A 21,537-nucleotide genomic window follows, 5' to 3' on the forward strand; every position below is an offset into this window, starting at 1 on the left:
TATTACAATAATTATAGATGTCAATGGAATTTAAAAAAGCTGACTCCTAATAAGTATAGAAGTCAACTTTTAATGACGGCTTAGCCAGTCGTTTTTTCTAGTGTCCTTGACAAAGGGTCCATTTTAAATTTGTGTTGTAACTCCATCTATTAATTAAATAAAATTTTCTCTTTCAATTTTTCAAAGAAACTATTGTTATAGTATCCCAACGTCCTTGTATTATTGCCAAAACTAGCTAAAATATGAAGTTCGCCATTACACAGACCTAACTTACTACTTATAGGCCCTTCTTTAACATCCATATACTGTACTTTTTCATATTTTATAATACTAATTTTTTTAGCAAAAACACCCCAGGACATAGCCATACTTTCATTACCCATATAAAGTCCACGAGTTATATAGATCATATAATAAAATAATACTAAAGTTAAAAATATTACAAAACCAATACCCACTAATATTAATGGTGAAATACCTGTATTAAACTTATAAATACAATATAAAATCACTGAAGAAAATATTGTTCCAAGTATAACATCAATAATTTTTATTATATGATGATTTTTAGATTCTCTCTCCAAATTTAAGTATTCTTCTAAATTTAACTCTGGAAGCAAAACTTTCATATTTTTTATAAAATCTTCTTTATTACTAGATAATAAAATTTGAGAACCTTCAGAGTCATCATCTCCTACACCAATAGTTACTATGTCACTTTGATACCTTTTGAATATTCTGGATATATAAGATTGCTTAACATTTAAAGCATTAATCCTATTTATTGGCACAGCAAACTTTTTTATTTTTAATAAACCATAGCTTATGTAAAGTTTATCTCCTTCACGTTTAATCGAAAAATTATAATATTTAATTAAATCACCAAAAAAGAATTGAACTATGGAAAAACAAGAAGTAATTAATACTATGGCCAATGCAAAAAAGCCTTTGGTTCCATCAAATTTGATTGAAGCAAATGCCGCAAATACTATCATAGCTAAGTTAAATATAAAGCCAAATAATGATAAATTATAAAAGCAATGCTTTAATACATCATTTACAGAATAAACTATGTCATACTCTATGTTTTCATCATCAAAATATATCTCACTTCTTATCGCATCAATACTTATATTATCTTCTCCACTTTGTACATTCTTTAAATTTTCATTATTCATAAGAGATAAAACTTTATTTTTAAAATCATAGGCATGTTTTTTGGAAAGTACAATTTCTATATCTGTTGAATTTGCTGTAGATAAGCTATCCGTATCAATTTTTATTTTATAAGTTCCAATTATTCTTTCAAAAATATTTTGTTCTAAGTTTACATTGGATATATTTCTAATTCCAAATGTATTCTCCTTTGAATTAATTGTATTTCTTTGAATGACTATTGTATTTTCTTCTATAGCTATAAAAGTTTTAGCCCAAACCATAATATTGTAAATTAAGATTAGAATTAAGACACCCATAATAACTCCTAAAATTAATAGGTTTTCACCACTAAATCCTTCCTTTACCATTTCCTCCAAATCATCTAAGTTTCTAAAAAATATAAAAAACAATGCTATAATAACTCCACATGTTTTTTCAAGAACAATACTCGGATGACACCTAAATTTTTCTTTACTCATAAATGTCACCTTCCTTATAATAAATTACCTTGCTTGTCTAATCTTGAATCTATAGCTACTTCATTTATTTTCTTCTTAAGAGTATCAGCTATAAATTCAGACTTTTCATCTTCCAAAAACCTAATTGTAACATCTCCACCAGCTGTAGTAACGATAACTTTTGACAGTTTAAACATTCTATCAATAGGTCCTTTTTCTATGGCAATTTTGTGAAGTCTTTCTATAGGAACTATATTTCTTTCTATAAATATAAATCCTTCTTTAACATCAATAGCATCTTCTGTTATCAAATACCTATATCTTTCATATCTTATCTTTGGTGATACTATTAAGTATAAAAAATCTAATAAAACTAATCCTATCATTATGTTTACAACAATTTGTGGAAAATGATGACCAAATATAAACCAAATCACAAATAAAATACTACTACTTATTAAAAATTGTACTAACGAGGCTACAAACATACAACTTATAGATATTTTGCTTAACTTTTCATATTTCATTAAATTTCCCCCCTTCAAAACGGATTAAGTGCATTAAGTTATTAACTCATTTTATTATATTATAATTTACAAATAATTCCTATAAAGTTATAATTACAATTTGTTAAGGAAACATAAAAAATTCGCTTCGCTCATGTCGCCAACGAGATGCCTTCGCTATCGCTTCAGGCAACTCCGTTGCTCAAAAATACATTTTTTACATTTCCTAAATGAGTTGATATAACTTAATTCCAGAGTTTATCAACAGCGTAAATTTAACTATAATTTCTTAAAAATGTAAAAAACAGCTTATTAAATTCATAATAAACTGCTTTTAGTAATTATCCTAATATTAATTTTAAATGCTCTTGTAGGATATGTATACCTGTAGTATTCTCTCCACCTCTTGGTATTATTATATCCGCATGCTTTTTAGAGGGCTCTACAAATTGCTCATGCATTGGTTTTACCGTATTAACATATTGTGATAATACTGACTCTACACTTCTTCCTCTTTCTTTTGTATCTCTCAATATACGACGCATTAAACGTTCATCTGCATCTGTATCAACAAATACTTTTATATCCATAAGATCTCTAAGTTCTGGATCTTCAAATATTAATATTCCTTCTACTATAATAACTTTTTTAGGGTGAGCAAGCACTGTTTCTTTAGCTCTAGTATGTTTAGTGTAATCATAAACAGGAACTTCTATTTCATTCCCTGCTTTTAAATTTTTTATGTCTTCTATCATTCTTTTTGTTTCAAAAGATGATGGATGATCGTAGTTTAAATTTTTTCTTTCTTCAAGAGTCTTATCATCATTTGCTTTGTAGTAACTATCATGACAAATTAACTCTATATCATCCTTAAAAAACTCTTTAATATAATTTACTATAGTTGATTTTCCTGATGCAGTTCCACCTGCTATACCAACAACACTCACTTGTTTCATATTATCTTCCACCTACTCATATATTTTTACACTTACTTTTACCCAGCCGTAAAAGTCCGTTAATTATCTATATCTGAAATATTTTATCATATTTTCATGGATAATTAACATGGGAAAAATAACCATATGATTTCAATTATACAAATAATCTTATCCTATTTATGTTATGTATCTTATAAATTATTATCAAACCATTTTAAGTTTATTCGTGCATTAATAGTTATTATTCCAACTTATTATAACATAATCACATATTTTTTTACCATTTTTTTACACATAAGTAGATATATAATAATTTATAATATAAAAAAACTACTGGAATTATTTATCCAGTAGTTTTTTAAATTAAAATTTGTCATTACTATAATGTACTTCTTCATAAGAAGGTAATTTGAAATTTCCTTCTTTTTTTATTTTTTTACTTACTTTTTCATTTTCATCTTCTATTAAATCAGTTAATTCTTCCAAATTTCTTGCATGATTTACAAAGTTGTTTATATCAGTTTCATGGAGTTCTTTTCTACTTTGATTTACTTTTCGCATATGTGCCTCCTTTTTTCTTCTATAAAATATAGATTTATTATAGATTTCCACACCCACATATTTTTATTACTAATAAAACTAAGAATTGATTTCCAAAATATAAAATTTTTTATTTTTTTATAAAGATTTTAAATATAATTTTTTTTTATCATTGAAGGATTTTTATAAATATAATAGAAATTATACTTATATCAAAATAAGAATCACAGCTCCCCCAAATAGCTGTGATAATACAATACATCTTTTTGAATTTCCCTAAAAAGAGTTGCTTTTAAAATGGTTAAATTTAACCATTTTACAACTCTTGTGTATAAAGTAAAAAAGCTATCTTTTTGTAATGATTATCATATCATTCATCAAGATAGCTTTGTTTTTATATATTTTTTTATAAACCGATTGGTGTCCATATTATTACCCTTTTATTATATCCCCATTTTTATTTAATATATTATCCACTAGTTTTTTATCTAAATCCCATATTGATACAGGGTTTTTAACATCGTCTTTAAATTCTTGTAATACTTTATTCATCCAAATTACATCCATCCATTTATCGTGCTTATACACTGAGTTTGGAAAAATACTCATTACTTTAAATCCATACTTTTCATGGAATTTTATGCTTTTTTCGTTTATTGATAATATACAAGCATATACATTGTAATACCCCTGTGTCTCTAATAATTCTAATAAACTTTCATATAGGGCAGATGCTAATCTTCTTCCATGATAATTTCCATCAGCATATACTGAAACTTCTGCATTCCATTTGTATCCTTCTCTTTTAAATGGCTTTCCTGCATATGCATAAGCTACAACTACATCATCTATTTCACATACTAACCAGGGGAATTCTTTAGTTACTAGAGCAAATCTTTCTTCTAATTCCTCCATGGTTGGTACTCTATGCTCCGAGTTTACAACAATATCTTCTTGTTCAACATAAGGTCTATATATTTCTTGTATTCTCGCTAAATCTTTTACTGTTGCTAGGCGTATCTTCTTGCTCACTGTCTTCCTCCTCATTATTGTCGTTGGCATAGTAAAATATAGTCCACAAGTAATTTTATAATACAATTGAAGGTTAATGCAATATTTATTTTATTTTTTTACTATGTTAAAATAATTTTTTTAAATTCTTCTAAGTTTTGAGTATAATTAAGGCTAAATATGTTATTATATTTAATTATGATATATATATTACAAACATAATAAGGAGATGAAAATTTGATAAAATTAGGACAGTATAACAAGCTTAAAGTTAAAAGAAAAGCTGAATTTGGATATTTTTTAGATGCTGAAACTGGACATACTAGCGATGATGTACTTCTTCACAATAGACTACTTAATAAAAATAAAATTGAAGTTGGTGACGAAGTAGAAGTATTTATATACAAAGACTCTGAAGGAAGACTTTCTGCTACTATGGAATACCCAAAGGCTCAAGTTGGAGAAATTGCTTATTTAAAAGTGGTAGCTCACACAAAAATAGGAAGTTTTGTAGATATTGGTCTTCCAAAAGATATCTTAGTTCCTTTTAAAGCACAAAAATACGAAATGACTAAAGGAAATAGATATTTATTCTATATTTACGAAGATAAAACTGGTAGACTTGCCGCTACTACTGACATATTCCCTTACCTTTCTGTAGAACATTCATATAATGTTGGTGACAGTGTTGATGGTATAGTTTACGGATTCCAAACTAACAATTCTGCAACTATATGTGTAGACAATAAGTATGATGGAGTCATATTAAGAAACGAGTACTTTACAGAACTTAGTATAGGAGATAAGTTAGAAAACCTTAAAGTTATTAAAATTTACGAAGATGGAAGACTTGGACTTACTCCTAGAGGAGAAAGAAAAGTTGAGTTAGATATGTTAGAACTAGCTATAATTAACTATATGGAAGGAAATGATGGATTTATGAGATTTAATGATAAGTCTTCTCCTGAAGAAATAGCTACTGTATTTAATTCAAGTAAGAAAAACTTCAAAAGAGCTTTAGGTGTTCTTATGAAAAAGGAACTATTAATACAAAATGAAGAAGGAACTTTCCTAAAATAAACTTAACTTCATTAAGTTTATGGCGCCAACGATATACCTTTGCCAATGCTTCAGGTATCTCCGTTGCTTAAAATAAACAAGTTTTACTTCGTTAAGTTTATGGCGCCAACGATATACCTTTGCTAATGCTTCAGGTATCTCCGTTGCTTAAAATAAACAAGTTTTACAAAAATAAAGTGAGGAGTAATAGCTATTCTATTACTCCTCTTTTAATTATCCATGTTAATATCCCTTTTATTTTATTAAAAATTTATTATATATTGGCTAAAATGTCCTCTTTATTCTTTAAGTGTCCAAGACCTATACTATCTAAAGTTAATCCTTCTTTATAAAAATCTCTTCCTATTAATGTTCCACCAAGAACTATTATAGAATCAATATTAGGAGTAGGCACATTTAAAACTTTTCCTAAATCAGACCAAAGTACAAGACCTGTTGATATATCTTCTACCATGTATCTTCCTTCCACACTTGCCGGACCTTTTATATGTTGAAAAACTGGACTTGTGTTAAAAAGTTCATGCAAAGGTTTGTCTTCATTTGCAAAGTAGCCTCTATTTATACGAGCTTGCTTAGTATCTTCTAACTGAATGTTTAAAGCCTTTGCTACAGCTTCTCTTTCATTTTCTACTGCTTTAACTATGTTTACTGTATGCTCAGTTATACCTTCTTTGTATAACCAAAATTCTCCCTTAGTGTAATCGATTCTTCCTGCATTTAATAAAGTTGGTCCTGGATGAACTAAAGGATTAGGATTTTCTAAATTCACTACAATTACATTATCTGCTTTTACAAAACAATCATATATTTGGATACAGGCATTGAATACTTCATCTGTATTATATGATGGATAACCAGCTAAATAAACTTTTCCTGCTTTTAAAGAAATATCTACTCTTCCTTCATTTACATATGCTCTTGTAGCATAAGTTAAAGAATTGGTTTCTCCAATTTTAAAGTCTTTTTCTATGCCCATTTCTTTTGCTTTTTTTACAAATCTAACAGAAGCCATAGCTGGAGCGGAATTGATTAAAATCACTTGATCTTCTTTAACTATTGGAGCAAGTATTTCTGCAAAATATTCTATTCCCATTCCTGGTACTGTTATCATAATAATTTGACAATCCTTAATTGCTTTTTCTAAGTCATCAGTTATTAAATTAATTTTTTCTACTGATTTTTTACCTTTATATTCCATAGCTATTTCATTATTTCTTTTAATAAATCGTAAGTCTTTACAAAATCTTTTGGATTGAAATATATTTACTAAAAATCCCTTTTGAGTTAAATCTGCTGCTGCAGTAATTCCTCCATTTCCACCACCTAATATTGCTACTCTTTCTACTTTCATATAATATGATTTCCCCCTTCGTGTTTTGTTGTTATTTATAATACATAAAAATAAATTTATGAATATTGAATAATTTTTTGAAATTACTTTATAATATATAGTAATTCTACATAATTTAGGCAAGTTTTTGCCATGCCTTGTACTTGTTACTTTATTCTTTTTTAAAAAAGAAGTGCTATGTTTGTTATTCTCTTAGCGCTTCTTTTTGCATTTTCTATTATAAAAATATTTGTAATTAAAGCTTACAAACTATTCATATTCCTTCTTTTATAGCTTTTTTAAAATATAAAATCAAATTAAAAAATATATTTCAACAAAAGTTACATAACCAACTCTTTCATTGAAGTTGGTACTTTGAATATTTTATAACAATCTTTTTTCTATATATTCATTCTTTTACTTTAATGCATTTATTAAGGATTTTTTATTAATTTACGAAAAAAATAACCTATTAAGATAATTTAATAGGTTATTTTACATAATAACTCATTTTTCAAAAAATTTCAATAACATAAATTATTAATATTTTTCAAACCATTTGGTCATATCCTCCATTGTTTTAATATCAATGGAATCATCAACAATAAAAAATATACTACTACTATTATTTCCTACAAAATCAATATAGTAACTGTCAACTTTAATATTATTTAAATAAAAATTGCAAGATTGATATCTACACCCATTGGAATAAACATTATTATTTCCGTAGGGGGATAAAAATATTTTTTCAATTGAAATAACATCACCTAAATGGTAATCCTCTAAGGAATGCTCTGACTCTAACTGGTTTTTAGCTAAGGAGTAATCTTTAATTGAATGCTGAATAAGATAAACTTTTGAACCTTCATTTTCTATAGGCATATTTGCAAAGTAAATATATCCATCTTTTGTTTTCCCACAGTACCAACTTTCAGGAACCTTAGCAATTCCTATGTTGGGTATTTCTACCTCTTTATATCCATCATATCTATAGTGTTCATTTACAAAAAATAAGAATACTATAGATATTATCACCATAAAAATACCGCTCTTTTTCATTTCACTCGCCCCTTTACTTGTAATACTAAGTATATTTATACAAATTAAATAGATATCCTTTTTATTCATAACAAAATAAAGTGACTTTATCTCCTATATTTCATGAAATTTAAAAAGACTAAATTATTTATTAATTTAGCCTCTTTAAATTTCATATATTATTTTAATTTAAATTCGTACTCTTTTACGCCATCTACTGAATTAGTAACATTTGTATATCCATTTTTATCTAATAGCTGTGATGCTTCAGAACTTTTAGTTCCTGTATTGCAGTATAATAATATTTCTTGGTCTTTATTTTTTAATTCTTTTTTAGCTTTTGCTTCAAATTCATCCATTGGTATATTAACTGCATTTTCTACTGAGCTTTTCTCAAAATCTTTAGCATCTCTAAGGTCTAATATAACAGCCTCTTTATTTTCTGTTGCTAATTTCTCAAATTCACTTCCAGTTACATTAGTATATTTAACTGTATCATAATCATATTCTTCCATTCCATCTTCAGCATTGTATACTTTAGTGAATTCTTTATCCACTAACATTTGTCCTGCTTCTCCACTTTTCTTTCCTGAATTACATATTAACACTATTGTTTGATCTTTATAGCCTTCTAACTCACTTATTTTTCCCTCAAAATTATCAAATGGTATGTTTATTGCATTAGCTAAATGTCCTTTTTTGTATGCATCTGCACCTCTTACGTCTATTACCAATGTCTCTTTGGTTTCCTTTACTAGCTCTAGTGTTTTTGCTGAGTCTATTTTGTTATATGTTTTTTCGCTCTCCTTTGAAGAACACCCTATTGCAAAGCTTAATGTCACAACCAGTAACATCCCCAATGATAAAACTTTAAATTTTTTGTTTAATTTCACGATTATCCCTCCAGCTAAATTCCTTATTATAGTTTCTTATAATATACTTTAATAATTCAACTTCTTAATCCATTTCATTATAACAAACCCACTTGTTTAGGCAAATCAATATAAAAATAATCAATAATTAATAAACATAAATAAATTTCATCTATAAAATTTAAAACTTATATTTTGTATTCTTTTATTTTTAGTTTCACATTTTCACACGTAAATAAAGTACTCATAATAGCAAAATCATCTGCATACTTTGAAACTTCTTTAACATTTTTTGGTAATATACCTCCTAGTGCAACAATCTTAATATTAGTGATTTTTTTTCCTTCTTCTAAAAGGTTTATTCCCTTAGGTTTTAAACTCTCCTTGCACTTAGTTTCGTATATATGAGATAAGATTATGTAGTCTACTTTTATATTTTTTTCTTTAATAATTTCTTCTAATCTATTAATTTCATTTGTACTGTGAAGAGATAATCCTAAAATTTTATTATATTCAAAAACAAACTCTTCCTTAACAAGTTGTATAAATCTTCTAAAAGGCAAATGAATACCATCAAAATTAAGGTTTTCATATAAATTTATATTACTGTTAATAATCAAATTAAACTCATTATGTAAGTAATTTGTTTTACTCACAATCTTATTGTACAAATCAGTTAACTCCTCATCACTCATATCTTTTTCTCTTAAAATAATATTTTCTACTCCGCTACTTATGGCATCTTCAATAACTGATAAGTAATGATTTTCATCACATAAATGTCTATTTGTTATCAAATACATTAAAATCTCACCCAATCTTTAAATACATATTGATATCCAATTGATTTCAACATACTAGCTACTTCTTCTATACTATTATCATCATTAGTTTTAAATTGTGCTGTATTTTCTTCTCCTTGAGAATGTCCACCAACATCTGTTGACACTGCTGCACTTAATTTTGTAACACCAAGGGGCATTAAATGTTTTCTCATATATAGAGTTTCTCTACTTGATACATTTAATGCTGCATGAGGATCAAACAACCTCATAACAGTTAAAATCTGAAACTCTGTAGCATCATCCACCTCTAATACATCTTGGAAGCTTCCTTTAAAAGGTCTTATTCTAGGAGCAGAATATGATAGCTCTATATGTGGATATTTTGTTTTTAAATATTCTCCATGTAAAATTGAGAAAAATGCATCTTTTCTAAAATCACTAAGTCCAAGCAATGCTCCTATGGATAATGATCTCATACCAGCAATAGCTCCTCTTTCTGGTGCATCTAGTCTATATGCATAATCAGCTTTAGGACCTTTTATATGTACTTTCTTATAAACTTCCTCGTCATAAGTTTCTTGATATATAGTTAGTGAATCTACACTTTTATAAACTAAGTGTGTATATCCTTCTACGTCCATAGGATAAACTTCTATAGCTATTGATGTAAATTTTTTAGATAAAATTCCCACAGCATCACCTATATATTCAATACTTGATTTTGTTTCACTTTCTCCAGTCAAAACAATAATATGTTTAAAACCTTTAGCAGCTACTGCTTCCCCTTCTTTTTGTATTTCTTCTAAAGATAGTTTTTTTCTTTTTATTCCACTATGACAATTATAACCACAATAAACACAGTGATTTTCACAGTAATTTGCAATATAAATAGGTGTATATAAGGTTACAGTTTTGCCACAATACTGCAATGCTAACTTTCTAGCTTTTTGAGCCATCGCTTCTAGATGTTTTCTTGCTGTAGGTGAAAGTAAATTAAGTATATCTTTATGATTTAACTTATCCTTTGATAAACTTCTTAGTACATCATTATCACTTACTCTTTCAAAATATCCATCAAAATCAAAATCTTTATATTTTTTTATTACCTCATAAAAACTCATTTTATATACCTCCTACAATTTTCCTAAAAAACCAGTAAGAGGAGAAGATGCATTGGCAAATTCTGATACAGCTCCAGTTTTTGCAAGAAATGCAGCACGACCACCTTCAACTGCCATTTTGAATGCTTTTCCCATAATTATAGGGTCCCCTGCTGATGATATGGCTGTATTTACTAAAACTGCTGCAGCTCCCATTTCCATAGCCTCCATAGCTTGGGATGGCTTGCCTATACCTGCATCAACAATAATAGGAATATCCAATTCATCTATCATTATTCTTATCATCTCTTTCATTTTAAGACCTCTATTTGAACCAATTGGTGCTCCTAGTGGCATAACTGCCGATGCCCCAGCTTCTATTAATCTTCTTCCTGCATATAAATCTGGACTCATATAAGGTAGTACTACAAATCCTTCATCAGCAAGAATTTTAGTTGCCTTTATTGTTTCTTCATTGTCTGGTAATAAGTATCTTGTATCTGATATTACCTCTATTTTTACAAAATCCCCACATCCCATTTTACGAGATATTCTTGCTATTCTTACAGCTTCTTCAGCCGTTGTTGCTCCTGATGTATTTGGAAGAATTGTCATATTTTTAGGTATGTATGTTAGAATATTTTCATTAGAATTATCTAAATCTACTCTTCTTAGTGCCATAGTTATTATTTCACTACCACTTTCTTTTATTACTTTTGGAAGTATTTCATTTGATCCGTATTTTCCTGTCCCAATTAAAAGTCTGCTATCAAACTCATATCCACCTAATATTAATTTGTCCATTAGTTTATCCCCCTACATATAATCTATAAGTATTTTACTTGCCAAATTTGCCATGTGATTTGCACAAATTGCCACACGAGGTGCCATTAGACCTTCACCTTCTTTTGCTTCATGTACAAAATCACCACATATATAAAATTTTTCTCTTATTTTCTTTGTTACAATAAGATTTGAGTCATAATATCCTGCCATGCCAGAAGATGCTATTAAATATTTTTCTCTCATATGAAATAAAACAAAATTGCATATTTCAGCTTTACAATTTGGATCATCAAAAGCTTCAATTATTATATCTACTTCATGTAAAAAATTCATATTTTCTTTAGTAATATAAGAATTATGTATTTCAATATCTATAAATGGATTAATCTTATCTAAATGTTCTTTCATTGCTTTTGTTTTGTATTTTCCAATATCATTAATAAAATATTGTTGTCTATTTAAATTTGAAGGTTCTACAACATCATAATCAACTAAAATCAACTTACCTACACCTATTCTAGCTAGAGAGATAGCTATATTAGAGCCTAGACCACCAAGGCCCAAAATAGCTACCTTTCCTACTTTTAATTTTTCATGTGCTTTTGGTGTATGCCTTGCAATCATAAGACTTTCTAGTTCATTCATAGAGGGTTTCTTTCCTTTTTCTATTAAAGTTACTCTATCATTTTCTTTTAATATTTCGTCTTTATTAGTAGGAAATCCATTCAAAACTACAACATCACTAAACTTATTAAAAATATCTTTAATTTTAAAAATACTTATATCATCTTCAACTTCTCTTTCTATTTCATTAACAAATATTTTCAAATCAACCACCACCAATAAAACTAATAATTTCTATTGCATCATGCTCTTTTAATACATAGTTTTCATATTGCTCATTTTCTAAAATTTCTAAATTTATCTCTACAACAACTCTATCTTTATTTAAGTTGTAATCATTTAATAAATCTAATACAGTTTTATTATTTTGAAATTCTACTACTTTTCCATTAACCTTCATCGTTACACCTCCTCACCTTTTTATTTCAATAAAAAAAGCCTTACCCGTAGGTAAAGCTTGTAGTAATCACATATCATATGTAAAAATTCACATATTTCATCATATAACACTCTACTCTTTCCTACGCTGGTATTATCCAGATCAGGTATAAGGGTTAATGTTTCCATCTCTCAGCCTCTTAGGGCACCCCTAGGTAAAACTTTTTAATTTATTTTAATTGTAGTACTTATATTTCATTTTTTCAAATCAAAATATTTTTATGCTTATATTAATTATATTTCTATCCTTGCCACACCAGTTTTTATAGCAGCTTCTCTTACTGCTTTTGCCACATTTTCTACTACATTTTTATTGAAAGCATCTGGAAGTACATAATCTGGTGTTAACTCTTCATCCTTAACTACATTTGCTATTGCATAAGCTGCTGCAACTTTCATTTCTTCATTTATTTCTTTTGCTCTAACGTCTAAAGCACCTCTAAAAATCCCAGGGAAAGCAAGCACATTGTTAACTTGGTTAGGGAAGTCTGAACGGCCTGTACCCACTATAAATGCTCCTCCTGCTTTAGCTTCATCTGGGAAAATTTCTGGAGTTGGGTTTGCCATGGCAAATACTATTGGTTTGTCTGCCATAGTTTCTACCATTTCTTTTGTTACCATTTTTGGTGCAGAAACTCCTATAAATACATCTTTATTTTTTATTATATCCACTAACGTTCCTACTTCATTATTTTTATTAGTTAGTGTTAGCATTTCTTTTTGTGCCCAGTTAATATTTTTAGAGTTTTCATGAATTGCACCATTTATATCACATAAAACTATATTTTTTACATTTAAATTAAGTAACATTTTAGCTATAGCCATACCTGCTGATCCTGCACCGTTTATAACTATTTCCAAGTCCTCAATTTTCTTTCCTGCTAATTTAACTGCATTTAAAATTCCTGCAGAAACAATTATTGCTGTACCATGTTGATCATCATGGAATACTGGAATATCTAATTCTTCTTTTAATCTATTTTCTATTTCTATACATCTAGGAGAATTTATATCTTCTAAATTAATTCCGCCAAATACAGGTTCTAATAATTTTACTGTTTTTACTATATCATCAATATCCATAGTGTTTATACATATTGGGAAAGCATCTACCTTGCCAAATTCTTTAAATAATATTGATTTACCTTCCATTACAGGAATTGAAGCAGCGGCACCTATATTTCCAAGACCTAAAACTGCAGTTCCATCACTAACTACTGCTACCATATTACTCTTACAAGTATATTTATAAACATCTTCTGGATTTTCTTTTATTTTTAAACAAGGCTCTGCAACACCTGGAGTATATGCAGTAGATAAATCATCTTTGCATTTTACTTCAACCTTACTTTGTATGCTAACCTTCCCTCCATGATTTTCGTGCATTTCTAATGCTAATTGTGCAAAATTCTTATTACTCATTTTACTTCTCCTTTATAACACTTGACAAATTATTAGTTATTAAATTTATTCTGATTCTTTTGCAAACATCGCTCTTCCTTTTTCATATATATTGTTGCCATAAGAGTCTATGGCAACAATTAATTGTAAATCTTCAACTTCCAATCTTCTCACTGCTTCTGGCCCTAAATCTTCATAAGCTATTACTTCACATTTTTTTATAGCATGAGAAATATATGCTCCGGCTCCACCAATGGCTGCTAAATATACAGCCTTATTTTTTATCATAGAATTTACTACTTCTTCGCTTCTTTTCCCTTTACCAATCATAACTTTTAGTCCTAGCTCTAATAAAGGCACTGTTAAGTCATCCATTCTATAACTTGTAGTTGGCCCAGCTGAGCCAATTATTTGTCCCTCTTTGCTAGGCGATGGTCCCACATAGTAAATTCCAGCTCCATTTACATCAAATGGTAGCTCTTCTTCATTATGTATTGAGTTTATCATTCTTTTGTGGGCTGCATCTCTTCCAGTATAAATTACACCACTAATTTTAACAACATCTCCACAAACTAACTTTTCTATATCTTCGTTTTTAAAAGGTGATTTTAACTCTATCATATTTCCCCTCCTATATAATCACTTGCTTATGTCTAGCAGAGTGACAATTTATATTAACTACAACAGGAAGCCCTGCTATATGTGTTGGGAAAGTTTCAATATTAACAGCAAGAGCCGTAGTATTTCCTCCAAGACCTTGAGGACCTATTCCTAAATCATTGATTTTTTTAATCATCTCTTTTTCTAAATCTGCTATCATATCATCTTCACTATGAGTTCCAATATCTCTAAATAAAGCTTTTTTAGCAATTTGAGCGCATTTATCTACTGTACCACCAATACCTACGCCCACAACTATTGGTGGACATGGATTTGGTCCCGCTTCACTTACAGTTTTCACTATAAATTCTTTAACTCCCTCAATTCCATCAGAAGGTTTCAACATTTTTAATTGACTCATATTTTCGCTACCAAAACCTTTTGGTGCATATTGAATTTTTATTTTATCTCCCTTTACCATTTCATAGTGAATTATGGCAGGAGTATTGTCCTTTGTATTTATTCTAGTTATAGGACTTACTACAGATTTTCTAAGATATCCTTCTGTATAACCTTCACTTACACCTTTATTAATGGCATCTGTTAAAGTATCTCCTTTTATCATAACTTCTTGGCCAATTTCAACAAAAAATACTGCCATTCCTGTATCTTGACAAAGAGGTATATGTGTTTCTTTAGCTATTTGAGCATTCTCTATTAAAATATTTAATATATCTTTTCCTAGATCACTTTTTTCTTTTTCTAAATTTTTCTTAAAGGATTTTATTACGTCATCCCCAAGGTATATATTTCCTTCAATACAAAGTTTCTTAACCTCTTTAGTTATTACTTTTGAATCAATTTTCCTCAAGCGAACATACCTCCCAAACAATCTCATAATTATTCGTGTTTACATTTTAACTCTACCACTTTTTTTTAATATAAACAATATTTTAAAGTATAATTTTTATGGTAATTATGTTTATATATAAATTGTATCAGTTATGAAAAAATAAATCACAATTTTTAATAAAGGATTTTCACTCCTCTATATAGAATATTTATATATGTTAGTCCTATGCTTTTTTAGGATTCATTATAAAACTTGAGGAGTGAAATATATGAGTGTTGCAACAGTAGATTTTTGGGTTAAATCATTTGATAATACTTATTTAAAATGCGCAAAAGACTTAGTTAATAGTCCTAAAGCTACTATCTTAATCCTACATGGATTAGCAGAGCACTATAGAAGATATGATTATATCACTAGAAAATTTGTTTCAGATAATTTTAATGTATATAGATATGACCACAGAGGGCACGGAGATTCTGATGGAAAAAGAGGATATGTTGATGATGCCCATACTTTTGCAAAAGATCTAAAAATTGTTATTGATTTAGTTAAAGAAGAAAACCCAAATCTTCCTTTATTTATTTTAGGTCAAGGCATGGGAGGACAACTAATGAGTATTCTTGGTGGACAATATGATAACCTAGCAGATGGCATGATATTTTGCAGCCCTTTAATTTGTGATTATGGTAATTATACAAAATGTAGTTCTGATGAATATGATAGTGATTTTGACTTTGTTTCTGTTGGAAGTATTCATAATCTAAGCCATGATTACGATTTTATTCAATCTTATGATGAAGATGAATTAGTTTTAAAACAAGTTACTGTAAGTCTTTATAATGCTTTGAAAAAAAGTAGTTCAAATATTATTGAATATTTATATAAATTTAAATATCCTTGCTTAATACTTCATGGCTCAATGGATGCAGTAACAGATTGTGAAGATAGTAGATTTTTATTTAATAATATAATTTCTAAAGATAAGGAAATTAGAATTTTAAATGGTTTGTATCATAAGCTTTTGGATGAATTAATAAAAGATGATATAATATCTGAAATAAGTAAATGGATAGAAAGTAGAATATAGTTAATTTAGGATGATTAGGAGAGTTAAAATTGTTTAACTCTCCTTTTTTAATTAAATAATATATTTAATCTCAGCATCTGGAAATATTTCTTTTATGTTTTCTGCGAAAAAGTCTTTCATATAAGCTAAATTTTCTTTTGGATAAACAAACTTTCCATAACCAAATTGACCATATTTATAAGTTCTGTGTTCATCCTCCATTGGTAAAGTATTATCTGGAAATACTTCATTTATAATATTTTTTGCTCTTGTTGTATATCTGTGAGATATTACTTCAAAAGTAATTGGATGGCTTAAATTATTGGGTATTTTTTCACTTAAATAAACTAATAAGTTTCTATAATCTTCTTCCCAGTTTTCATACATAAACACAGGAGCTATAATGTACCCCACGGGATAACCTGATTTCATCATTTTTACGCTAGCTTCAATTCTTTTTTCCCTACTACCTGTTCTTTTCTCATAATCTTCTATAACTTTCCTTGTATTAATAGTAAATCTTGCTTCTGTTTTTCCTCCATGTTCAATATCTAATAAAGTGTCAACATCATCAAACTTTGTTACAAATCTAAATCTTCCATATTCACTTTTTGCGAAAAATTCAATTGCTTTTTTTAGACAATGTGTATAAGGTTCAACAGGTATAGGGTCAGATGTGGCTGATCCTTCAAATATGGTAATTTCGGGCTTTCTTTCATCCATATACTCATTTGCTCTATCTAAAATATCATCAATGTTTGCATTGACTTTTATAAAAGTCTTGTCACCTAAGTTTGTGTTCAAATAGCAGTATTGACAATTACCCACACAACCACTAAATAAAGGTAATTGCCAATGAGCAGAAGGTTTACAGCTTTGAAATTTATAGCCTTTTTTAACTCCTACAACTAAAGTATTTTTTCCTTCTTTATAAAAATCCCTAATATTATCTCCTGGTATATGCTCTTTCACTTTATTATTTGTCAAATTTATTATTTCTGTTTTTTCTATATTTTTAAATTTGTCATAAATATTTTTACCTATTTCATAGTTTAGAGAACCTTTTTCAAATATAATTCTTTGAGGTACAAACATTACTTCACCTTCCTTTGATTCTATTTTTCCAAGTTAATCTTTAAAAATCCAAGGATAAATTGGGATTATATGTTATAATTTCAATAAAATAATATTTAAGGGGTTTATTATGTCTGAAAGTATTAATGAAAAAAATTTGAATGAACAAGAAAAGTTTAAAAGCTTTGAAAAAATCAAAGAAGAAATGATAAAAAATGGATATAAAGAGAATTTAGGAACAATTAGTGTTATAAAAGCTAACATTTATGCACTATTTACAGCCGGACCAATAGCTCTTATTTGTTTTATCATTTATATAAGAAAATGGGGGGGTATTTTTTTAGAGTTTACTCCAGCTACCATTTTGTTATTTTTTATTTCAATAATTTTATGTATTGTTATACATGAATTTTTACACGGAATCACATGGAGTTTATTTTGTAAAAATGGTTTTAAAAGTATAAATTTTGGTGTTATGTGGAAGTCATTAACTCCTTATTGTCACTGCAAAGAACCACTTAACTTTAAAGCTTATTTAACTGGGGGACTTATGCCTTTACTTATTTTAGGCATTTTACTATTTATAGTTTCTTTCTTCACAGGTAATTCTTTATTAATGAATTTAAGTATGATTAATATTTTATGCGCAGGTGGGGATACTACTATTGCTCTATTATTATGTAAATATAAGGATGCCCTTTTTATAGATCATCCTACAGACTGCGGTTTTATTGCATTCACAAAATAATAAGACAAAATTTCAATAAAAAATTCGCTTCGCTTAAGCCACTGCGTGGGCGCTATGAAATTTCAGGCAACGACCTTGCTCAAAAATACATTTTTCACACTTTCTAAATGAGTTGATATAAATTAATTCCAGAGTTTATCAACAGCGTAAATTCAACTATTATTTGCTAATATGTAAAAAACAGATACAAATTCAAAACTTGTATCTGTTTTTTATTTATTTTATTTCATCAATCATAGATTTAAAATCTGTTGAGTTGTACATAAACATAACTATGTCCGCATCACTATCTTCAATTATTTCTTTTATAGATAAATCTAATTTTTCCGTATATCTGGGGTCAACTAGTTGTACTTCTGAAAACATATCTGCAAACAGCCACGAAGTAGGAGCCTGATAAGAATCCCTTATTATTAGTATTTTTTTATCACTTAAAGCATCCTTATTTTTTATTTTCAAAATATTACAAGCATTACCAAACATGTAAGCCCCACCATATAATATTTCATCTTCATGTATTCTTGTGGCTACAAAATCTTCTTCTTTTCCTTTAGTTTCTTTTTTTCCATCATATTTAAAATACTCATATTCATGTTTGTTTTTTGAGTGAACATAAGGTATATCTTCATCTTCTTTTACTAAATTATTTAAATTTAAATTGTAACTTCCTAGGAAATATCCTTTTTTCAAATCTGTTTTAGTATAATCATTCCAATTTATATTTTTAAAACCTTCTGTTTTTTTTATTTTTTCTATAATATTTTTAAAACCTTCATATGCCCCTATGCCATTCCAATGATGATCTGTTTTAAAATATAATTTTTCTCTTTCTTTCTCATTAAATTCACTTAAAAAATCTTCATCTATGTCAATAAAATCTATTTTATCTTTATCTAAATAGCTTTTAAATTTATTTTTATTTTCAGTAGCATTATTTAAACCTTTTGTAAATCTAGGGTACAAATGAGTTAACATGCTTTCTTTATGTGGCACTGATGCATAATAAACACTTTTGTTAGACTTTAATGCTGCCTGAGAAAGTTCATTTATTTTTTCAGCTGAACCTTTTAATTCTTCCTCTGATAATGAATCTATTGGTGTTGGCATAACCCAATTATTTTCAAGCACATAGTAGTTTTTAATTTTATTTTTACCAAGCATTAATTCTGCTTTATTATAAAGCTGTGACAACTCCTCTCTAAAAGGAAATTGATCCGAAAAATAGTCTTCAAATTTTTTAGTAAAGTCTTCTTTTGGCACATCTTCTACTGATGGTATTTGTGCTAATGCTCTATTTTCAGACGCGCTTATCTCTTTGTCTTTACTTATTGTATGAATAAATAATGTAGCTATTATTGCAATTAAAAATGGCATAGCTATATATTTAGCTTTTTTATTATTCATTATTGTCTCCTCCTCTTAGAACCTAAAATATAAAAATGGATTATATGTTGAATTTATTAAAATCACAACAACCATAAACATAATTGACATTAGTGAAATTGAGTGAAGTGCATAAGCAAATCTATTATCAATCAACTTATTATTTATTAACTCAATTTTTGACTTAATTTTAGATAAAATTGGTGTAGCAAAAATAATTGCTAAAATCACAATAAATCCTGATTCATTTATGTAGTTAATAAATGAAATATTACAAATAGAATTTACTCCAATTCCTAGTAAAACTTTTATATATTCATATGCTTGTACAATATTTTCTGCTCTAAAAAATACCCATCCTATCATTACTAATAATATTAAATAAATATGTCTACAAAACTTTGGCACCTTATCTAAATATTTTTGTAAGAAGGCTTTTTCTAGTGCAATTAGAATACCATAATATAATCCCCATGTTACAAAAGTCCAGTTAGCTCCATGCCATATACCTGTTAATGACCAAACTATAAATAAATTTCTATACTGCTTAATAGGAGAAACTCTATTTCCTCCTAAGGGAATGTAGATATAATCTCTAAACCAGCTTCCTAAGGATATATGCCACCTTCTCCAAAACTCTGATACACTTTGAGAAATATATGGATAATTGAAGTTTTCTAAGAAATCAAAACCAAACATTTTTCCAAGGCCTATAGCCATGTCGCTATATCCACTGAAGTCAAAATAAATTTGTAGAGTGTAGCATATTATTCCTAGCCAACCTTCCATTGTAGATAAATCTGACATATTAGTAGCAAATATACTGTCAGCAACTAAACCTAGATTATTTGAGAAAATAACTTTTTTCCCAAGACCTATAACAAATCTATTTATCCCCACGGAAAATTTATTTATTGTATGAACTCTACTATTTATTTGCTCGTCCACTGTTTCATATCTAACAATTGGACCTGCCACAAGTTGTGGAAACAAACTTATATACAATGCTAAATTATATACATTCCTCTGAAGCCTCTTATTATTTCTGTACACATCAATTACATAACTCATTGTTTGGAAAGTGAAAAATGATATTCCAAGAGGCAAAGGTATTGTAGGAATACTAATGTTAATATGTAATAAACTATTAATATTATCTATTAAAAAATTACTATATTTAAATACTCCTAATAGTGAAATATTAAAAATTACAGCTATTATAAGCCACAACTTTTTCTCCTTTATATCCTCTGAAGATACTTTAAGCCCAAATATATAATTGCAAATAATGGATGCAATCATTAAAAATACATATTTAGGTTCTCCCCATGCATAAAAGAATAAACTAGCCAATAGTAATACCATATTTTTTAGTTTTTCATTAGATAAATAATAAAAAATAAGTACTATAGGTAAAAATAAAAATAAAAAAATTAAACTGCTAAAAACCATAATTATTTCCAATTCTAAATCTTAGAATTGTTTCCCCTCCATCTATTAATTTTCTTATATATAAATATAACTGAAAAAATCATTAAAATATCATATTTAGAAGTATTGTGCATTCTTTGTAATAAATATTTAATAAAATGTAATCTTTGTTATAAATTTGTTATAAAGATTCGCTTCGCTCAAGCCACTGTGTGGGCGCTACACTTCATGTCGCCAACTCGATGCCTTTGAGCAACGTGTTGGCGAATCATTTTGCTAGCGCTTTAGACAACGACCTTGCTAAAGATTAATTT

At 28.0% G+C, this 21,537-nt stretch carries 23 protein-coding genes and 1 riboswitch; of the genes, 4 read left to right on the forward strand and 19 right to left on the reverse strand.

What is annotated here, in order from left to right:
• The coding region (locus K0040_RS21005) for an IS3 family transposase (RefSeq protein WP_331476270.1) at positions 1-84 on the forward strand (84 nt) is incomplete at its 5' end.
• 65 nt (positions 85-149) lie between these two features.
• Here the strand turns inward: K0040_RS21005 and K0040_RS04405 are convergent.
• The 5 genes from K0040_RS04405 to K0040_RS04425 all read right to left on the reverse strand — a co-directional run bounded on the left by K0040_RS04405 (position 150) and on the right by K0040_RS04425 (position 4,632).
• Positions 150-1,637, reverse strand: coding sequence for a PH domain-containing protein (locus tag K0040_RS04405; protein WP_228107736.1), 1,488 nt, complete (start codon positions 1,635-1,637; stop codon positions 150-152).
• Positions 1,638-1,651: 14 nt separating this feature from the next.
• Positions 1,652-2,143, reverse strand: coding sequence for a PH domain-containing protein (locus tag K0040_RS04410; RefSeq protein WP_228107737.1), 492 nt, complete (start codon positions 2,141-2,143; stop codon positions 1,652-1,654).
• 320 nt (positions 2,144-2,463) lie between these two features.
• Positions 2,464-3,078: a uridine kinase gene (gene udk / locus K0040_RS04415; protein ID WP_074920178.1), complete on the reverse strand. Its 615-nt coding sequence runs from the start codon at positions 3,076-3,078 to the stop codon at positions 2,464-2,466.
• 345 nt (positions 3,079-3,423) lie between these two features.
• Positions 3,424-3,621 (reverse strand): hypothetical protein, encoded by a 198-nt coding sequence (locus K0040_RS04420; RefSeq protein ID WP_228107738.1) that lies wholly within the window; start codon positions 3,619-3,621, stop codon positions 3,424-3,426.
• A gap of 411 nt (positions 3,622-4,032) precedes the next feature.
• Positions 4,033-4,632 carry a GNAT family N-acetyltransferase gene (locus K0040_RS04425; protein WP_228107739.1) on the reverse strand — a complete coding sequence of 200 codons (600 nt, stop codon included), beginning with the start codon at positions 4,630-4,632 and terminating at the stop codon, positions 4,033-4,035.
• Positions 4,633-4,848: 216 nt separating this feature from the next.
• On the opposite strand from K0040_RS04425, the gene K0040_RS04430 reads away from it, so the two are divergent.
• A complete protein-coding gene (locus K0040_RS04430) occupies positions 4,849-5,691 on the forward strand; it encodes a CvfB family protein (RefSeq protein ID WP_228107740.1) in 843 nt (280 codons plus the stop codon).
• A 253-nt stretch (positions 5,692-5,944) separates the two neighbouring features.
• Here the strand turns inward: K0040_RS04430 and K0040_RS04435 are convergent, their stop codons facing one another.
• From K0040_RS04435 to K0040_RS04485, 11 genes are all read right to left on the reverse strand, one after another.
• Positions 5,945-7,042: an NAD/NADP-dependent octopine/nopaline dehydrogenase family protein gene (locus tag K0040_RS04435; protein WP_228107741.1), complete on the reverse strand. Its 1,098-nt coding sequence runs from the start codon at positions 7,040-7,042 to the stop codon at positions 5,945-5,947.
• 519 nt (positions 7,043-7,561) lie between these two features.
• Positions 7,562-8,083 (reverse strand): hypothetical protein, encoded by a 522-nt coding sequence (locus tag K0040_RS04440; protein WP_228107742.1) that lies wholly within the window; start codon positions 8,081-8,083, stop codon positions 7,562-7,564.
• Between the two features lie 158 nt (positions 8,084-8,241).
• Complete coding sequence (locus tag K0040_RS04445) at positions 8,242-8,955, reverse strand: rhodanese-like domain-containing protein (RefSeq protein WP_228107743.1); 714 nt, start codon at positions 8,953-8,955, stop codon at positions 8,242-8,244.
• Between the two features lie 167 nt (positions 8,956-9,122).
• Positions 9,123-9,737 carry a thiamine phosphate synthase gene (locus K0040_RS04450; RefSeq protein ID WP_228107744.1) on the reverse strand — a complete coding sequence of 205 codons (615 nt, stop codon included), beginning with the start codon at positions 9,735-9,737 and terminating at the stop codon, positions 9,123-9,125.
• A complete protein-coding gene (gene thiH, locus K0040_RS04455; RefSeq protein WP_228107745.1) occupies positions 9,737-10,840 on the reverse strand; it encodes a 2-iminoacetate synthase ThiH in 1,104 nt (367 codons plus the stop codon). Before thiH ends, K0040_RS04450 begins: the two co-directional genes overlap by 1 nt.
• A gap of 12 nt (positions 10,841-10,852) precedes the next feature.
• Entirely contained in the window at positions 10,853-11,623 is a 771-nt protein-coding gene (locus K0040_RS04460) for a thiazole synthase (RefSeq protein WP_228107746.1), read from the reverse strand.
• Between the two features lie 12 nt (positions 11,624-11,635).
• Positions 11,636-12,442: a sulfur carrier protein ThiS adenylyltransferase ThiF gene (gene thiF, locus K0040_RS04465; protein WP_334302489.1), complete on the reverse strand. Its 807-nt coding sequence runs from the start codon at positions 12,440-12,442 to the stop codon at positions 11,636-11,638.
• Positions 12,435-12,629, reverse strand: coding sequence for a sulfur carrier protein ThiS (thiS, locus tag K0040_RS04470; RefSeq protein WP_228107748.1), 195 nt, complete (start codon positions 12,627-12,629; stop codon positions 12,435-12,437). Before thiS ends, thiF begins: the two co-directional genes overlap by 8 nt.
• A gap of 100 nt (positions 12,630-12,729) precedes the next feature.
• Positions 12,730-12,830, reverse strand: a riboswitch (TPP riboswitch).
• Between the two features lie 71 nt (positions 12,831-12,901).
• Positions 12,902-14,089: an NAD(P)-dependent malic enzyme gene (locus K0040_RS04475; protein ID WP_228107749.1), complete on the reverse strand. Its 1,188-nt coding sequence runs from the start codon at positions 14,087-14,089 to the stop codon at positions 12,902-12,904.
• 45 nt (positions 14,090-14,134) lie between these two features.
• Positions 14,135-14,689, reverse strand: a complete 555-nt coding sequence (locus K0040_RS04480) for a Fe-S-containing hydro-lyase (protein WP_228107750.1) — start codon at positions 14,687-14,689, stop codon at positions 14,135-14,137.
• A gap of 10 nt (positions 14,690-14,699) precedes the next feature.
• Positions 14,700-15,539: a fumarate hydratase gene (locus K0040_RS04485; RefSeq protein ID WP_228107751.1), complete on the reverse strand. Its 840-nt coding sequence runs from the start codon at positions 15,537-15,539 to the stop codon at positions 14,700-14,702.
• 250 nt (positions 15,540-15,789) lie between these two features.
• On the opposite strand from K0040_RS04485, the gene K0040_RS04490 reads away from it, so the two are divergent.
• Positions 15,790-16,608 (forward strand): alpha/beta hydrolase, encoded by an 819-nt coding sequence (locus tag K0040_RS04490; protein ID WP_228107752.1) that lies wholly within the window; start codon positions 15,790-15,792, stop codon positions 16,606-16,608.
• Positions 16,609-16,659: 51 nt separating this feature from the next.
• Here K0040_RS04490 and splB read toward each other — a convergent pair whose 3' ends face one another.
• Positions 16,660-17,682: a spore photoproduct lyase gene (gene splB / locus K0040_RS04495; RefSeq protein ID WP_228107753.1), complete on the reverse strand. Its 1,023-nt coding sequence runs from the start codon at positions 17,680-17,682 to the stop codon at positions 16,660-16,662.
• 109 nt (positions 17,683-17,791) lie between these two features.
• On the opposite strand from splB, the gene K0040_RS04500 reads away from it, so the two are divergent.
• A complete protein-coding gene (locus K0040_RS04500) occupies positions 17,792-18,409 on the forward strand; it encodes a DUF3267 domain-containing protein (protein WP_228107754.1) in 618 nt (205 codons plus the stop codon).
• 216 nt (positions 18,410-18,625) lie between these two features.
• Here the strand turns inward: K0040_RS04500 and K0040_RS04505 are convergent, their stop codons facing one another.
• Positions 18,626-19,813: an alginate O-acetyltransferase AlgX-related protein gene (locus K0040_RS04505; protein WP_228107755.1), complete on the reverse strand. Its 1,188-nt coding sequence runs from the start codon at positions 19,811-19,813 to the stop codon at positions 18,626-18,628.
• Between the two features lie 15 nt (positions 19,814-19,828).
• Positions 19,829-21,244, reverse strand: coding sequence for an MBOAT family O-acyltransferase (locus tag K0040_RS04510; RefSeq protein ID WP_228107892.1), 1,416 nt, complete (start codon positions 21,242-21,244; stop codon positions 19,829-19,831).
• Positions 21,245-21,537: the final 293 nt, after the last annotated feature.

The sequence above is a fragment of the Terrisporobacter petrolearius genome (assembly GCF_020748185.1).
Lineage (GTDB): Bacteria > Bacillota > Clostridia > Peptostreptococcales > Peptostreptococcaceae > Terrisporobacter > Terrisporobacter petrolearius.